The sequence below is a fragment of the Salinibacter sp. genome, assembly GCF_042218895.1.
Taxonomy (GTDB): Bacteria; Bacteroidota; Rhodothermia; order Rhodothermales; family Salinibacteraceae; genus Salinibacter.
Genome location: NZ_JBDGQQ010000020.1, coordinates 82,250 through 96,463 on the forward strand (window position 1 = coordinate 82,250; position 14,214 = coordinate 96,463).

Here is a 14,214-nt window from a genome sequence, read left to right on the forward strand (position 1 = left end):
GGGACTTGGGGCGAGGTGACCGTCCGGTCCAGGTGCTTTTTTCCCGGCCCACAGACGAAGGCGGAGCGCCGACCTGTGGAGAAACTCCACGAGCCGATGAGATGCATCGTGCTCTTCGAATAGAAGACACCGATTCCTTCGGGGAGAGATCTGGTGGTTTTCACGTCAGCAACTGTACAGGCGGCCACCGGAACGTCAAGAACGCGGCGTACCTCCCGGCTCTTCTCCGTAGGGACGCTTCCGCCAGCGACACGCTCCGCGAGAGCAAACCGAGGCCAGGACAGTGCGCTGAAGAGTTCTCCGGCGGGGACGCCCAGCTTCGGCTTCCCTGGGCGAGGGGCATGTTCTTCTGGAGGCGCCCGGAGAAGAGCCTCCACCTCCGACGCGGACGCCGGCTGAGAGGGAGCCGTTAATCAGGTGCGGCCCGTCGACCGCCTCAATCGCTTTCCTCTGAGCAGTTTTGATCGGGCTCGCATTTCGGGTAGAGACCGGCGTCGAGCAAGATCAGAAGCATCTTCGCATCCTTTTTCGTGTCGGGCATTGGCATGGGGTCGACACCGGGCGGTAGGTCACCGGCATGGTCGGGGGCGTGCATGGAGGCAGAAGGGGTGATTCGAGCACCTGATGGAGACAGGAGACACGTCCGCCCCCCGGAGCATAACGCCCTCAGCATGACCTTCCGACCTCTTCACGCTTGTCTGGGGCTTCTGGCTCTGTGGTGGCCTCCGGCGTTTCGGTGGCGGTTTCTATCATGGCGCCGAAAACCCCGATGCCTAGAATGAGTCCGATAGGCACCCATACTCCCCCCAGACGCGGAAACAACGGGATCCCCTGAACAATCTCTTCTAAACTGAGAACGAGAAGGGCCGTGAGCCCCATTAGGCTATAGTAGAGGGTTCGGAGCGCCACCCGCGTCTTCTCTGATTCGAACCGGCGCACGAAGGCTTCCAGATGCCTGCTGAGACCGAGCCCCTTGTCGGCTGCGATCAACGCGACGAGGAAGCCAATTCCTACAAACTCCAGCCAGTATCCAGTCATTGGGGAATGATTGAACATGAAAAGTTGCCGCCAGACGTGATTCCCCTCGGAACGCAATGCCACCGAGGGGCACCCTTTCAATTTTGTCACACCATCCCCTCGACGCCTCGGGATCTATCCATGCTCGCGGGGACAGATTCGTTACCGGAGAAACCTGCATCGGACACCGGGTGGTTCCCGATGGAGGAGGCGCCGAAACACGTGTTGCCCTTTCGTAACCTCGGGGGCTCGGCGCTAGAGAGAACTGATCAGGGCGTCCTCTCCTGCTTGGCCGGATCTCTTGCGCGTAAACCCGCGTCGTCACGCGGCACTCGCAACGCATTCACGCGGATCGCTTCTGGAGGAGCCTCCAAAGGGCAAGACCTCGGGCCCTCAGCATGACGGCTGGAAGGAGCACGGAACTGTGGAGTACTTTCATCTCTTTGGATCGCTTGCCCACTCAAATGTCGTTTCCAACGCCCAACTACCATGCTTTCCCGGTTTCCAGCCTGCTTTATCATTCTCGGTATCGTTTTCTTGCTCGCGAGTGCATGTCAGCCGACCGGCGGTTCCTCCTCAGATCCGTCCTCAACCCAGGCAGCAGGCGAGGACGAGAATACGACAACTCAGCAGGTCCCTGATCGGGAAAATACGGTGCCCCGCGTGAGCCCCAACGCCCTCGTCGGCCAGACGATGGGGATCACGGAGGTGCGGATTGCCTACGGCCGTCCGAGCGTTCGGGGCCGCGAGATCTTCGGGGGCCTCGTGCCGTTCGATGAGGTCTGGCGCACAGGCGCTAATGAAGCCACCACGATCTCCTTCTCCACGCCAGTCCGCATCGAAGGCAAGTCCCTGAAGGCGGGTACCTACGGCCTTTTTACGATTCCCGGACCAGAGATGTGGACGCTCATCTTCAACAGCGAGGCCGAGCAGTGGGGCGCCTACAACTACGACTCGAGCAAAGACGTCCTTCGGGTACAGGTCGAACCGGAGACGGCCTCCCTCCGGGAAATGATGACCTTCTCCTTCAGCGGGGTCACGGACAGCACGGCAACTTGCGTCCTCCACTGGGCCGAAACCCGGGTTCCGTTCGAGATCTCCGCCAGCACGACGGAGCTCCTCCGCGCCCGTGCCGAAAAGAGGGTGTCGAAGACCGAGGACTGGCGGGTCCCGCTCCAGTACACCAGCTACGCGCTCGAAAATGAGGTTCTGCTCGACGAGGCCCTTGGCTGGGTGAACCGTTCGATTGAGATCGAGGAGCGCTTCGATAATTTCCGGATGAAGGCTCACGTTCTGGCCGCGAGGGGACAATTCGAGAGGGCCGTCGAGACGGCAAACGCCGCGGTGTCGACGGCGGAGGGGATGGAGGAGTCCCCCGACGGACTGCAGGAGATCCGGAAGCAGATCCAAACGTGGAAGTCGAAGATGTAGTCATACTCGCCCGGAACTGGGGTTGGGAACCGACGATCGGTGCCACCAGCACGGAGAAAATGTCCCCGTCGTGGGCAGAGTGGCTCGCGGTGGGGCTGTTGTCAGCCTCAGTGTTCACCGGTGGCACCGGAGAGCCCGAACGCCGAAGTCACCGCCAGAATCACGATAAGCGATCAGGAACCTCCAGCTTCGAATCCGGCCCGCAGAAGGAGTTGATGGCCAGTCAGGAGTCGTTTTCCGTACGAGTGGCCCGCGAACCGCCCCCCCGCCTGCCTTCCACCGTAGGACGGGAATGGTCCAGTGAACAGACGGGCCGGTGCGCCTCTACAGGGCCTTCTTTCGTACCGGTGGAATTGAAAGCAACCGATCAGGGCCGAAACTCTGGTCCACGTCTCGGCGCTCCCTACTGCCCCGTGTGCTGCTTGAGGATCTTCGTGACCCTGCTGTGACCGCCCTTCGTGGCGAAGTCAATCGCCTGCTCTCCGTCTTGGTCTTTCAGCGAAGGGTTCGCTCCAGAAGGACCTGGACCAGCTTAGAGCGGCCCTCCGCCGCGGCAAACATGATTGGGGACCATCCCTCGACCTGACCGGTGGCGTCTGGGTCTGCGCCCTGGTTTAGGAGTAGCTCGGCGGTCTCAGGAAAGGAGCCCGTTGCCGAAAACATAAGTGCCGTGCGTCCTTCGGGGTTGCGGGCTTCGACGCGGGCCCCATGCTCGAGAAGGAACTTGGCGATGCGTGTGTGTCCGTTGTACGCTGCTAACACCACGGCGACGAGGGGCTCGAAACCCCTCAATCGCCACGAGGCCATCCGCCGGAACGATCGCGTCGGGCCCGGCTGCCCTCCAGGAACCTACCCAGCAGCCGTCTCTCCGCTCTGTCGGGTGAGGTGTACCTGAAAAGTCGCGGACTGGAGGGGGCTGGTCCGGGAGTGTCAACTGCACTGCTCCAACAAGGACGATCGGGGCTCTGGCTCTTTGCGCCAGGGCCGAGAGTTGCCGCTCAGCGGCGCCAGGGCAGTGGACTTGGATCCGCTTTTTGGGGAGGAGATAAGCGACGTCTAATGTCGCGGTCTCTTCTTGGTCGGCGGAATCCCTTCCGATCTGAACGGAACGGGGGCCTCGTCGGGGGCCGGAGAATGGTTTGACCTCACTCCTCTCTCGCCGGAAGAACTTGATCGATTGTCTCGGTGAGTTCTGCCTTGGTGAACGGCTTGCTTACGTACCCGTCGAAGCCCTCCTCAAGCAGGTCCGCCCGATCGCCAGGCATGGAGTAGGCGGTAACCGCAATCGCCGGCACCTCCCTTGTCGGCTCCCGCTCGCGGAGGAGGTGGAGAAGCTCCGTCCCACTTTTCCCCTCTCCGAGATGAATGTCCACGAGAAGAAGGTCGAACGGCTCGGACTCCACGTAGCTGAGCGCTTCTTTTGCGTTGGAAACGAGGACGACCTCATAGCTCTGCTTCAGCAGGTGCTTGAGGAGGAGTCTCGTTTCCGGGTTGTCCTCGACGGAAAGGACACGCAGGGGTTCTGAGGAACTCATCGGCTCGGCCGTGGGCCCAGGGGCGGAAAAGAATTCTTCGGCTTGGATGAGTTGAGACGCTGGCCGTTCCTCCTTTCAACAAACTTCTCACTCCGAAACGGAGGACCCCGCGAACGGCCCCCCACTGCTTTTCGGACCATCCTGGAAGCGAACCCGAAGAGATCTGGGAATAGGGCCCCTCGATGCAGAACGATCTCCGCCGGAGTCTCCGCGTCTCCGTGCAGCACCATCTGGTATTTGGGAGGCCGAGGAGAGGGAAGCGTTGGCTGGAAGCGGAGGGGTCGCAGGCAGAACGACCCGAGGGCAGGCAAACACTCGGCCGTCACAGGAAAACTCGCTACGTTTTCAGATCGGTTGCTCTACACTGGGAATCGGGATGCGCACCGCGCTTGTTGATTCGGATGCTCTGTCCTCCCATCTTGTAGCGTTCGATTCGGAATTCCCGTTGGTTCTTCGTTCTCAGGCCTTCTCCTGTCCATGACCCGCATTTTCTCTTCTGCACTCGTCGCTCTCGTGGTTCTAGGTAGTCTCGCTCTCCCAACCGCACGCGCTCAACCCGAGGGGATTGGCGTGGGGGCCGCGCTCGGCGTCACAAACAGCGTATTCAACCGGGATCCCGTAGGTCTTTCCGGAAAGGGCTGGATCTCGGGGAGTCAGGCGGTTTCCGGACTTACCTCGTTCTACCTCGGAAGCGAGGACCAGTCGTACTGGACACTCCGGAGCGACTATCTCTTTCACAACTTCAACGCCGTCTCGGTCGAGAAGGGATTTTTGGCGCTGTACGTTGGCGGTGGGGTTCAGTACACCGTGCTCGAAGGCACCAGCAATCAGTGGGCCCTCCGTGCCCCCACCGGCATCACGTACATCTCCGACTCGGCTTCACTCGACATCTTCGTCGAAGTCGCTCCTGCCCTGCGACTGACAGATCCAGAGTCGCTCCGCTTCGACGGCGCCATCGGATTCCGGTACTACTTCTCAGCCGGATCGGGGGGGTCCAGGGAGTAGCGCCTGCGTCGTGGGGACGCGAATTGAACAGCACAGGTTCGGCGACGGTCGGGGTCGGACCGCTCGCAACCGGCGGGCTGGGGCGGGACAGTGAGCCGGGGTCATTCCGCGGAGGCGGACAGAACCCGTCCGGCGCGCACGCCTGTAAAGGTTCCATCGTGAACGGCCACCCGACCGTTCACGAGCACGTGCACCATGCCTTTGGAGAGCTGATGTGGCGCCCGGAAGGTGGCCGGATCGTCTACGTTCTTCAAGTCGAACACCACGAGATCCGCTGCGGCCCCGGGCTGAAGGCGTCCCCGATCGGGAAGTCCCATCACCGTCGCGGAGAGCTGTGTCATGCTGCGCACCGCGAAGCCGAGTTCCACGACGCCTCGATCCCGCGCGTAGCGGCCCAGCTTCCGCGCGAAGGCGCCGTAGTTGCGGGGATGTGGCACCCCTTCGCCCCGCGCCACGAGGCCACCGTCCGAGCACGTCATGGTCCATGGCTGCCGCATGAACCGCTCCACGTCTTCGTCGAGCATGTTGTACGACACGATACCCGGCGTGGCCTGCTCGATGAGGTGGAGGGCCGCCGTCAGCGGCTCCTCGTCTCGCTCCGCGGCCACCTCGGCCAGCGTCTTCCCTTCGATCGACGAATCCGGAGCGAAGCGCCGAAACTGGATCCGCTCGGCCCCTCCCCGCCGCTCCAGGTTCTCCACCATGTCGGAGCGGATGCGAGTCCGGAGATCGCTCTGATCGAGGCGGTGCAGCAGCGAGTCGCGCCCGCCGCTTTGCGCCCAGCGGGGCACTAGGGCGGCGGTCAGGCTCGTGGCGGAGGCGGTGTACGGATACTGGTCGGCGAACACCTCGACGCCCTCCGCCCGGGCGCGCTCTACCCGCTGCTCCACGGCCGACGAGAAGCCCCAGACCGGCGGGCCGAGGGCCTTGATGTGGGTGATGATCCCCGGCAGGTTCGCTTCGCGGGCAATCCGGATCACCTCCTCGACGGCCGCGAGAAGGCCAACGGTATAGTTCGATTCATCCCGAATGTGACTCTGGTAGACCCCGCCGTACTCTGAGACAACCCGTGCAGTGGCGATGTATTCCTCCGTCTCCGCGTAGCTTCCGGGCACGTAAAACGGTCCACTCGACAGCCCGAGTCCGCCGGCCTCCATCCCCTTCCGCACGAGCGCCTTCATCTCCGCCCGTTCCTCCTCCGTCGGATCCCGATCCGATGTGCCCATCACCTTCTCCCGAATGGCGCCGTGCGGCACCAGTTGCCCCACGTTTACCCCAAGGCCATGCGCGAGCAGCGAGTCCTGTTGCGCCGCCAGGTCCACGGCCCCGCCACCGTCCGGATTCACGACCACGGTGGTAATGCCCTGCGCCAGCAGTGGCTTGGCCGCACTCAACGATTTTGTTGTGAGCCCCTCCGCGGCGTGGGAGTGGACGTCGATGAACCCAGGGGCCACGTACAGCCCTTCCGCATCCAGCACCGTGTCGGCCACCGCGTCGGACAGATCGCCCACCGCGGCAATCTGCCCGTCGGTCACCGCCACGTCGGCCCGCACCCAGGCCGACCCAGAACCGTCCAGCACCCGCCCGTTCTCGATCAGCACGTCGTACGTCACCTGCGCGGCCACGGGACGGGACGACACGGCTCCGAAGACGAGCGTCAGAACGGCGAGAAGACCGATCAAGATACGCATGACAGTCAAGCGTCCCTGCGGGACGCTCCGTGAGAATTACTATTGTTCAGCCCCTCCACACTTCCTCACCTTCCCCCCTTCTCTCCTTACAGCCCCGACGCCGTGCCGTACCGGCGCGGATCGGCCACCCCGATGCGTCGACCCTCCTCGTCCACGTAGACCATGTGCACACCGCCGAAATACGCGTCGAACGGCGCGAAGGCCTCGATGTCGTACCCCCGCTCCCGGAGGCGGGCCAAGGCAGACGCCGCAATGCCCCCTTCCACCCGCACGACCGAGGTGTCGACCAGCGGATACACGCGGGGCATCTGAACGGCGGTCGCGGGATCGTACCCGTAATTGAGCGTGTAGAGCACCATGTGGACGATGGCGGGCGGGATACGCCCGGATCCGGGGGAGCCCACGACGAGGCGCACGTCACCATCCTCCAGAAGCAGCGTGGGCGCGGTCGAGGAGCGTGGTGTGCGCCGGCCCGCCCGCCGGTTGGCCACCGGACGCTTGTCCGGCCCCGTGAAGTTCATGGCGGCACTGTTCAGGAAGACCCCGTTCTCGTAGATTGCCGAGCCGAAGTAGAGGCCCATCGTTTCGGTGAGCGACACGGCGCGCCCTTCCGCGTCGACGACCGAGATGTGGGTCGTGTGACGGCCGAGCCCGGTCGTGGTGTCGGTCTTTTGCGTCTCAGGCTCGGGTTGAGGGAAGTCGGTGGGCGGGAAGGAATTGAGGGCCTTGCACGCCTCCGGGCGTCCGTTCTCTTCCATCGGCCACGGATTGCCCGCGGCCAGGGAGTCGGGCATCTGTCCTCCGATGAGAGGCCGCCGCTCGTTGGCGAAGGCAGAGCTGGCAAGCCCCACGGCGGGGACGCCCGTCTCATCCGGGTCCCCGATCCAGCGCAGCCGGTCGGCTCGTGCGATGCGGATGGCGTCCACCACCCGTCCGAGCGCCTTTGGATCCCGGTTCGGGGGGCCGAGGCTGGACAGATCGTAGGGATCGAGCAGGTTGAGCGTCTCGATGACCTCGGCCCCGTTGAGCGACGGGGTGGCCGAGAGCACCGTGTAGGGCCCGTAGGTGCCGCAGAGGGGCTTCCGCCAACGGGCCTCGAAGTTGGCAAAGTCTGCCATCGTCAGCGGGTTATTGCCCGCCTGTAGCTGGTCCACGAGGGCGCGGGCCACGGGGCCTTCGTAGAACCCGTCACGGCCCTCGTCCGCAATCCGTTCGAGCGTCCGGGCCAGGTTGGGCCGTTCGAGATGGTCTCCGGCCTGAAGCGGCGTGCCGTCGGGATAAAAGATCGCGGCGGCGTCCTCGTCGTAGGTGAGCCGGTGCTCGTAGTTGTCGATGATGCGGGCGAAAAGGGGGTGCACGGGGAAGCCCGCTCGGGCCAGCCGAATGGCCGGGGCCAGTACGCGCTCCCGCGACAGCGCGCCGTACTTCCTGTGGGCCGAGAGGAGTCCGGCGACCGAGCCCGGCACCGCGGCCATGCGCTCCCGGTTTTTCTGGAGGACCGAATCGGGCACCGCGTTGAGGCCGTGGTCGGGGTCCGCGCCCGCGCTGGCGTAGAAGTCGACGAAGTCGGCGGTCTCCGTCTCCGGGTCCCACAGGGTCATCGAGCCGCCCCCGCCGGGCCCCGACATCATCGGCTCCAGGACGTGCAGGGCAAAGGCCGTGGCCACCGCCGCGTCGACCGCAGTGCCCCCGGCCTCCAGCATCGAGGTCCCCGCCTCCACCGCCCGCGGATGCGCCGCCGCCACCATGCCCCCCTCACTTACGGCGCGCTGGACCGGTAGGCGTGTCTGGCGCATGGGGCGGTCGGACGTCTCGGCCGGGCGGCAGCCCCCCAGAAGGACGGCGACGAGGAGCATTGCGGGGAGCAGCCCCAGACTTCGTTCCCCCACAGTACCGTCCACGTTGAGTGCAAGCACACGATCGGAGGGATGGATACGAAGCGTCGGTGGGACCGCCCCAGGTGCGGGCGGTTCAGTGTGCAGCCTCGACCACGGGCTTTGTGGCAAAGGCCCGGGGCACCGGCAAGTCGGCCATGGTCCGCAACCCCGGCTGGGCCTTCGCGGCCAGCGGCGCGGTATTGACGAGCATGCCAACGGTGGCCGTGTCCCCAAAAATGCCGCCCCGGAAGCGAAGATCAATCGGCGGCTCGCCCTCCACTGTGACTACGTCGTACGACTCGCCCGCGCCCACGTACATCTTTAGGTCAAGCGTCAGCTTGGGCTGTCCATCGATGCGGCCGGTGGCCGAGTGGTGGATGCCCGCTACCTTGCCCGGCTGCACCTGTCGGAAACCCGTGTCGACCGGAGCGTCGGCGTGGACGGGCTGCAGCTCTTCCTCCACCGCATCGAGCGTCCACCCCAGTCCGTCGGCCAGCATCAGGAGCGACTCCCGGAGTCCAATGTGGCCGAACGTACCGCTCGCCTTCTTCTCCTCGAACGACTCGGTCGTGATGCCCGCTCCTACCTTCGCCTGGAGCGGCTCCCGGCGCTCGCTTGCATCGACAACGCGCTCCACGTGGACGGCCTGCACGTCCGTACACACCCCCGTGGCCGTGAGCGGAAGTGTGTCCATGGCATAGCCCGGGTTCACGCCGGTTCCCACAATCACGACGCCCTCCTCCTGCGCCACGCGGTCGAGGCGGTCGGAGGCCTCGGGGGCACGGTCGTAGGGAAAGGAAAGCTCCTCGGTAGACGAGACGACGTGCGCGTCGGCCCGGGCACACTGCACGAGCTGATCGGTGACGCCGTCGAGAAAGGAGGTCGTCGTGTGGAGCACAACGTCCGGGTGCCGGGTCGCAAGAACGTCATCGGCGTCGTCCGAAATGGTGACGCCGGCGGGGGATACACCGTCGCCAACGACATCGGCCACGTCCCGGCCCACCTTATCGGGATCGATGTCGATGGCGCCCACGAGCGTCATCGCGTCGGATTTTTCGAGAACAGTCTGGGCGGTCGCCTGACCGATGGGGCCGAGGCCGTACTGAACGATGCGAAGGGGAGATGTGGTGCTCACAGGATTGTAGTCGACCTAATTTGACAAAAAACTCCGCCCCCGTTGCAAGCGCGGGCTCTGTGCTCCTGAATCACGTAATCATTCCTGTATCATATAATCAAACACGAGCCGAGAAATGCGGGCAAAGGCCGTCACCCCGGCATCCTCGTTCTCGAGATTCTGAGAGAGAAGGATCAGGACGTACGTAGGCCCACCGGGAACGAAGACAATTCCGGAATCATGGTGCAGTCCCGTAATCCAGCCGGTCTTGTGGGCAACCTCCACCGAGTCAGGCAGGCGGGCTGGAATCATGTCGTTGTACTCCTGCTGCTTCAGGATCTGAATCATCTCCTGTGAGGCCGTTTCGCTGACGGCAGTGCCCCGGGCGATACGTTCAAAGATTACCAGCAGATCGTGGGCCGAGGTTTCATTGTTGAGGCCGCGCCGGTAGGCCTTCATGTCCTCCACCCCGCGCCGCACCTGGATGCTGTCGGCCCCGTACCGGCGCATCGTCTGGGTGACGTTCTCAGCCCCTACCTTCTCGATCAGGATGTTTGTGGCCAAATTGCTGCTGGCCGTAATCATCTCACGCATGAGAGTGCGAATGGAGCGCCTCTCCCCAAGGTGATCGTAGAGCTTCTCGTAGCTATCGTCCTCGGGCGTGAGGGAGTAGCGGCTCCCGTCGACGATGCTCCGGAACTCGTTCTCGACCCGGATGGAATCGTCCAGATTGAACTTCCCCTGCTGCGCCTGCCGGTATAGTTCAATCATCACGGGCGTCTTCATCGTGCTCGCCGCGTGAAACATCTGGTGCTCGTTCATCAGGAGCGTCTCGCTGGTGTCATCCAGGTTGCGGACGGCCACGGCAAAGTCGCCGTCCACCGAGTCGAGCACGGCCTGAATGTCACGTTCCAGCACGTCGATGGACTGTGCGTGCACCGAGAGAGGGATGACGAAGAGGGCGAGCGCAATAATTTTCGATCGGATCAGCCCTCGGGAGAATTGGAGTTTCAGCCCCGCACCCAATGCTCTCCACCGCGCATCTCCGAACACCGAGGACCATAAAGACGAACTTGTGTCAGTCACTTCGTGTGTCATTTAGGAAGAGGGGAACGATTGGAGGAGGCATTGCGGGAACAGCCCGTGTATACAGGCACTTCGAGGTCCCCACCGGGCTCTCCCTCACACTCTTGCGACTGATCCCACCAGGGGAGCCATCGAGCGACACATCGGGAACGTTCGATCGGTTCCGGTCAATATCCGAAAGGAGGTACAGTGCACGCCGGATGCGCTCCGTGCTCAGGTCCGGGTTTTGATCAACAGGCGGCTCAAAGTCCAGATGGTCGTAATTGTGGTGCCGGTGGTCCACCCATGCCTCGGGATTCAGAAACGTCGCCACATTACTGAGCGCCGTCACGACTACGTCTTCGAGCTGCTCCACGGCGGGTCGGAGAGTCACATTGATGACAGAGCGATTCTCAAAGGCCCGAACCACCCGCTGATACTTCACAAAGCTGAAGGCCAGGGAGTCGACTTCTTCCGGGACGGTCAGGCTGTATTCTCCCGAGGGATTGGTCGTCGTACCAACGGTAGTGCCGACCGCGGTCACATTCACCCCCGGCAGTGGCTCCCCCGTTTCGCCCTCTGTCACCGTCCCCGACACGGACCGGCTCCTGTGCGTGAGCGACCCCTGCCCCGAGCAGGAAAAGAGCGAGCGTCATGAGCGCGTTCCGTAGCGTCGAGGGCATGACCATGGTAAAGTAGAATAAGAACAGTTCGCGGTCACATGAAGGTTGTCCGTCTAACCATTCTCTTCTCCGAACCGTGCGTGCCGTTTTCCACGGCATTACGGCTCTCCACAGGACACTCAAAGGGCTACCCTTCTCACTTGCACTTTTGCCTACATCCATCGGTATCCACCGCTGGGTGATTTCGGCTACTTCGATAAATGAGATCGTATCCTGCTGTTACCCTTCGTCAAGGTCAGCGGTTTGCGCTGCTCAGACTACTACGGTAACTCCGTCGTGCTGGTAGGTCGTTGGCCGATCCGGGGGCCTTGCCATTCCTATCAGCACTTCCCACGTTTGACGGTTCGTTGGTCTTCTCCCAAGTTAGGTGCTGCCTCGCTAACTGTCCATTAACCCTCCGCTTTGGAGGTATCCCACCAGCGACCGTTGGATCAGGATTCCCGGTCATGCGTCCTACGTTCACGCTATCCAGAACACATGGAATCAATGTTCTGGTCTGGGGCTCACCCACGTCGTGCGCCCGGTCTCCGACATGCACACGTTGCTGTATGGTAGCAGTAGCGGTTCGCCGGAGCGCGGGACCCGATTCCACGACGCTTCTAGACTCCTTCTAAAGCAGTTTAGGTGAGGGGACAAGTTTCCCGTTGGAGACTAAGGCAGTTCGCTCGCACTCACCTTGTTGGGAATGCGCCAAGGGAACCATCTTGGACTTACCTTCGCGGGGTTGCTTATGTCCCGTCACTGCTCGTCCTCAGTTCCCCTTCCTGGGTCAGATTTCTCACCACATGGCCCGTGCCATGCAGCTTCGACCCGTAGGGCGTAGGTCTATTCTGCTAGACCTATTCTCGTAAGTAAAGAACAATATCCGAACCGTCCCTTTCGCGGCTCACCGTAGGTGCTTGTGAAGAACAACTTGCGGGCCGGGCGGAGACCGGGCCAACGCTTCTGCCCGACAGGCCGCAGAAAAAGAACGCGAGAACAATCAGTAATCACGGTATTAAGCACCGGTGACGGAAAAAAGAACCAATGATTGATTTGGGAAGGCACCAATTCACACGTCTTCAGTGTCCACTGTGAATGAACACCCGACCCCCCTCGTCCTACAGTGCGTGGAGCTCGATTCGGACGCGGCCGTTCCCCTGTACCGCCAACTGTACCGGGACCTGCGGCAGGCTATCCTGTCGAGCAAGCTTCTGTCGGGTATGCAGCTGCCCGCCACACGGAGCCTGGCCGAAAAGCTGGACATCTCGCGCAATACGGTACTGGAGGCCTACGATCAACTCACGGCGGAGGGGTACCTCGAAAGCCGGGTGGGCTCAGGGACGTACGTGGCCCAGGAGCTACCGGAGGAGTTGCTCCACGTCCGAGGCCAGTCGCACCTCCATCCGTCCCGCGATCAGGCCTCGGACGGGTCGAGCGGCGCCTCGCCCCTCTCAGCCCGCGGAGAGCTGTTGACCGACATCGAGCTGTCTTCCTTCCGTGCCGACGCAAAGCCCCGCCCATTCCGCCCCGGTCTTCCGGCCCTCGACGCGTTTCCCATCGAGACGTGGAGCCAGCTTACTGGCCGACGGTGGCGAAGCCTGCCGGCCTCAATGCTCGGCTACCGTCAGTCCACCGGCTACCCCCCGCTCCGAAAGGCCATCTCGGCGTACCTGCAGGAGTCGCGGGGCGTCCACTGTTCGCCGGAGCAGGTCATCATCGTCTCGGGCACGCAGCAGGCCATCACGCTCACGGCCCACGTGCTGCTCGACCCCGGCGACCGCGCCTGGATCGAAGACCCGGGCTACCCGCGGGCCCAGGGGGCTTTTCGGTGGGCGGGTGCCCAGACCGTCCCCGTTCCGCTCGACGAGGAGGGTCTGTCCCTGCATCAGGCCCGCTCAACGGACGGAGACGCACGCCTGGCCTACGTAACGCCGTCGCACCAGTACCCCCTGGGCATGACCATGAGCCTGTCCCGGCGGCTGGAGCTGCTGGACTGGGCCGAGCGCTCGGACGCCTGGATTCTGGAGGACGACTACGACAGCGAGTACCGGTACGAAGGACGTCCCATCGCGGCCCTCCAGGGGCTCGACGACGCGGGCCGAGTGATCTACGTGGGCTCTTTCAGCAAGGTGCTGTTCCCTGCTCTCCGCCTCGGCTACCTCGTGGTGCCCGAAGCCCTGGTCGAGTCCTTCGCCGCCGCCAAGTCCCTGGTGGAACGATGTCCCCCCCTCGCTCCCCAGATGGTGGTGACCGACTTCCTCGAGGAAGGCCACTTCGAACGCCACCTGCGACGGATGCGCACGCTCTACGCCGAGCGGCAGTCGATTCTCATCGAGGCGCTGGAGGCGGAGACGGGCGACCAGTTGGACGTCAGTTCCGACGAGGCCGGCCTGCACCTGACCGTTTTTCTGCCGAATGACCTCGACGACCAGGCCGCGTCCGCGGCCCTTCGGAAGCGCGAGGTGGTGGCGCCGCCCCTCTCGTTTTACTCCCAACGCTCGCTCGACCGCGACGGGCTCGTGCTGGGGTACGCCGCCGTCGACGAGGCCGACATTCGGGCGGGGGTCGATCAAATCAGCGAGACGCTGAACGCCTCTGTGAAGAGGTAATACTATCCACGAGATTCTGGTGGGCACTCTCTCTTACCGCCCCCATCTTCCTCCCGTAGCGCCACGGGCACAAACAGTGGAGCAAGGGGCAGATAAAGGGACTGCCCCGGCATTTGCGGTCTCGCGCAATGATCCCTGGTAGATGGTGTGATACCGACTGCCGAAAATCGGTGTACATGTGATCGTTCTGCTCAAAAGGAAGGTC

Annotated in this window: 11 protein-coding genes; 3 read left to right on the top strand and 8 right to left on the bottom strand. The window is 63.2% G+C overall.

Annotated elements, in window-relative coordinates; all coding sequences use genetic code 11:
* Positions 1-666 precede the first annotated feature (666 nt).
* Positions 667-1,038 carry a hypothetical protein gene (locus tag ABEL04_RS02365; RefSeq protein ID WP_375800772.1) on the bottom strand — a complete coding sequence of 124 codons (372 nt, stop codon included), beginning with the start codon at positions 1,036-1,038 and terminating at the stop codon, positions 667-669.
* A 468-nt stretch (positions 1,039-1,506) separates the two neighbouring features.
* Here ABEL04_RS02365 and ABEL04_RS02370 point away from each other — a divergent pair, with 468 nt between their 5' ends.
* Entirely contained in the window at positions 1,507-2,448 is a 942-nt protein-coding gene (locus tag ABEL04_RS02370; RefSeq protein WP_375800773.1) for a DUF2911 domain-containing protein, read from the top strand.
* Between the two features lie 495 nt (positions 2,449-2,943).
* On the opposite strand, the gene ABEL04_RS02375 is transcribed toward ABEL04_RS02370, so the two are convergent.
* Both ABEL04_RS02375 and ABEL04_RS02380 read right to left on the bottom strand, forming a co-directional pair.
* Entirely contained in the window at positions 2,944-3,255 is a 312-nt protein-coding gene (locus ABEL04_RS02375) for an ankyrin repeat domain-containing protein (RefSeq protein WP_375800774.1), read from the bottom strand.
* Positions 3,256-3,593: 338 nt separating this feature from the next.
* A complete protein-coding gene (locus tag ABEL04_RS02380; protein ID WP_375800775.1) occupies positions 3,594-3,983 on the bottom strand; it encodes a response regulator in 390 nt (129 codons plus the stop codon).
* A 477-nt stretch (positions 3,984-4,460) separates the two neighbouring features.
* On the opposite strand from ABEL04_RS02380, the gene ABEL04_RS02385 reads away from it, so the two are divergent.
* A complete protein-coding gene (locus ABEL04_RS02385; protein WP_375800776.1) occupies positions 4,461-4,988 on the top strand; it encodes a hypothetical protein in 528 nt (175 codons plus the stop codon).
* Between the two features lie 101 nt (positions 4,989-5,089).
* Here the strand turns inward: ABEL04_RS02385 and ABEL04_RS02390 are convergent, their stop codons facing one another.
* From ABEL04_RS02390 to ABEL04_RS02410, 5 genes are all read right to left on the bottom strand, one after another.
* Positions 5,090-6,679, bottom strand: a complete 1,590-nt coding sequence (locus ABEL04_RS02390) for an amidohydrolase family protein (RefSeq protein WP_375800777.1) — start codon at positions 6,677-6,679, stop codon at positions 5,090-5,092.
* Between the two features lie 86 nt (positions 6,680-6,765).
* Positions 6,766-8,595 (bottom strand): gamma-glutamyltransferase, encoded by a 1,830-nt coding sequence (ggt, locus tag ABEL04_RS02395; protein WP_375800778.1) that lies wholly within the window; start codon positions 8,593-8,595, stop codon positions 6,766-6,768.
* 55 nt (positions 8,596-8,650) lie between these two features.
* The gene (locus tag ABEL04_RS02400) at positions 8,651-9,691 is read right to left on the bottom strand and encodes a dihydrodipicolinate reductase (RefSeq protein WP_375800779.1); all 1,041 of its coding nucleotides are present in this window, start codon (positions 9,689-9,691) and stop codon (positions 8,651-8,653) included.
* Positions 9,692-9,769: 78 nt separating this feature from the next.
* The gene (locus ABEL04_RS02405) at positions 9,770-10,609 is read right to left on the bottom strand and encodes a serine hydrolase (RefSeq protein ID WP_375800780.1); all 840 of its coding nucleotides are present in this window, start codon (positions 10,607-10,609) and stop codon (positions 9,770-9,772) included.
* Between the two features lie 139 nt (positions 10,610-10,748).
* Positions 10,749-11,333, bottom strand: a complete 585-nt coding sequence (locus ABEL04_RS02410; RefSeq protein ID WP_375800781.1) for a carboxypeptidase-like regulatory domain-containing protein — start codon at positions 11,331-11,333, stop codon at positions 10,749-10,751.
* Between the two features lie 1,149 nt (positions 11,334-12,482).
* On the opposite strand from ABEL04_RS02410, the gene ABEL04_RS02415 reads away from it, so the two are divergent.
* Positions 12,483-14,009 (top strand): PLP-dependent aminotransferase family protein, encoded by a 1,527-nt coding sequence (locus ABEL04_RS02415; RefSeq protein ID WP_375800782.1) that lies wholly within the window; start codon positions 12,483-12,485, stop codon positions 14,007-14,009.
* Positions 14,010-14,214 lie beyond the last annotated feature (205 nt).

Bases quoted from the DNA above. Each gene is read 5' to 3' on its own strand.
- ABEL04_RS02365 (WP_375800772.1), bottom strand. From the start codon at position 1,038: ATGACTGGATACTGGCTGGAGTTTGTAGGAATTGGCTTCCTCGTCGCG.
- ABEL04_RS02390 (WP_375800777.1), bottom strand. From the start codon at position 6,679: ATGCGTATCTTGATCGGTCTTCTCGCCGTTCTGACGCTCGTCTTCGGA.
- ABEL04_RS02375 (WP_375800774.1), bottom strand. From the start codon at position 3,255: ATGGCCTCGTGGCGATTGAGGGGTTTCGAGCCCCTCGTCGCCGTGGTG.
- ABEL04_RS02370 (WP_375800773.1), top strand. From the start codon at position 1,507: ATGCTTTCCCGGTTTCCAGCCTGCTTTATCATTCTCGGTATCGTTTTC.
- ABEL04_RS02380 (WP_375800775.1), bottom strand. From the start codon at position 3,983: ATGAGTTCCTCAGAACCCCTGCGTGTCCTTTCCGTCGAGGACAACCCG.
- ABEL04_RS02385 (WP_375800776.1), top strand. From the start codon at position 4,461: ATGACCCGCATTTTCTCTTCTGCACTCGTCGCTCTCGTGGTTCTAGGT.